Source organism: Metabacillus niabensis (assembly GCF_020524345.1).
Classification (GTDB): domain Bacteria; phylum Bacillota; class Bacilli; order Bacillales; family Bacillaceae; genus Metabacillus; species Metabacillus niabensis_B.
In genome coordinates this window covers 1-1293 of the sequence record NZ_JAIVLH010000063.1, presented here as the reverse complement: position 1 = coordinate 1293, position 1293 = coordinate 1, and the positions used below count along the sequence as shown (strand labels likewise).

General features: G+C 46.7%; 9 tRNA genes and 1 rRNA gene. All 10 read left to right on the top strand.

Features of this window, described 5'->3' with window-relative positions:
• Positions 1 to 114: ribosomal RNA gene (rrf, locus tag LC095_RS26625) — 5S ribosomal RNA — on the top strand; the annotation flags it as partial.
• 36 nt (positions 115 to 150) lie between these two features.
• A tRNA-Val gene (locus LC095_RS26620) sits at positions 151 to 226 on the top strand.
• 23 nt (positions 227 to 249) lie between these two features.
• Positions 250 to 325, top strand: a tRNA-Thr gene (locus tag LC095_RS26615).
• A gap of 169 nt (positions 326 to 494) precedes the next feature.
• Positions 495 to 570, top strand: a tRNA-Lys gene (locus tag LC095_RS26610).
• A gap of 12 nt (positions 571 to 582) precedes the next feature.
• Positions 583 to 668, top strand: a tRNA-Leu gene (locus LC095_RS26605).
• A 10-nt stretch (positions 669 to 678) separates the two neighbouring features.
• Positions 679 to 753, top strand: a tRNA-Gly gene (locus tag LC095_RS26600).
• Positions 754 to 759: 6 nt separating this feature from the next.
• Positions 760 to 848 (top strand) — tRNA-Leu (locus tag LC095_RS26595).
• A gap of 9 nt (positions 849 to 857) precedes the next feature.
• Positions 858 to 934: transfer RNA gene (locus LC095_RS26590), tRNA-Arg, on the top strand.
• 5 nt (positions 935 to 939) lie between these two features.
• Positions 940 to 1016 (top strand) — tRNA-Pro (locus tag LC095_RS26585).
• A gap of 15 nt (positions 1017 to 1031) precedes the next feature.
• Positions 1032 to 1107: transfer RNA gene (locus LC095_RS26580), tRNA-Ala, on the top strand.
• Positions 1108 to 1293: the final 186 nt, after the last annotated feature.

The following is a 1293-nucleotide window of genomic DNA, read 5'->3' as shown; positions in this document are numbered from 1 at the left end:
TGGTGATGATGGCGAAGAGGTCACACCCGTTCCCATGCCGAACACGGAAGTTAAGCTCTTCAGCGCCGATGGTAGTTGGGGGTTTCCCCCTGTGAGAGTAGGACGTTGCCAAGTAAGAACATATAGAATTGTTTAAAGCAATTCTAATCCGGAGGATTAGCTCAGCTGGGAGAGCACCTGCCTTACAAGCAGGGGGTCGGCGGTTCGATCCCGTCATCCTCCACCATAATATTCAATTATACTATTTAAGCCGGTGTAGCTCAACTGGTAGAGCAACTGACTTGTAATCAGTAGGTTGGGGGTTCAAGTCCTCTCGCCGGCACCACTCATTATTATTATTAATTAATGAGCCATTAGCTCAGTTGGTAGAGCACGATCGAATAAACTTCGTAGCATTACATCAGCACACAAATCGAGCTGCTTCTTGAATAAACTCCCTGAGATTTGGGTGTCAAAAACAAGAAGAAACAAATTTTCACATCTCATTATAAAATGAGCCATTAGCTCAGTTGGTAGAGCATCTGACTTTTAATCAGAGGGTCGAAGGTTCGAGTCCTTCATGGCTCACCATTTACACACCGTGCGGGTGTGGCGGAATTGGCAGACGCGCTAGACTTAGGATCTAGTGTCCTTGTGACGTGGGGGTTCAAGTCCCTTCACCCGCACCATTAATATCAAGCGGAAGTAGTTCAGTGGTAGAACACCACCTTGCCAAGGTGGGGGTCGCGGGTTCGAATCCCGTCTTCCGCTCCAGTAAGTGCCGGGGTGGCGGAACTGGCAGACGCACAGGACTTAAAATCCTGCGGTAGGTGACTACCGTACCGGTTCGATTCCGGTCCTCGGCACCATAAAACTTAGCGCCCGTAGCTCAATTGGATAGAGCGTTTGACTACGGATCAAAAGGTTAGGGGTTCGACTCCTCTCGGGCGCGCCATAAAACGGGAAGTAGCTCAGCTTGGTAGAGCACTTGGTTTGGGACCAAGGGGTCGCAGGTTCGAATCCTGTCTTCCCGACCATTTTTACATTATCTTGGGGCCTTAGCTCAGCTGGGAGAGCGCCTGCTTTGCACGCAGGAGGTCAGCGGTTCGATCCCGCTAGGCTCCACCAAAAATACTTTCATAAAATACTTGCTTAATATTATAAGTGATGATATTATATAAAAGTTGCATATAATAATGATCTTTGAAAACTAAACAAAACCAAGCGTGCCAACGTTAATTTCGATTAACAAAAACGTACTATATAGTACAAACTTTTATGAGCTATATCAAACACTTTATTGGAGAGTTTGAT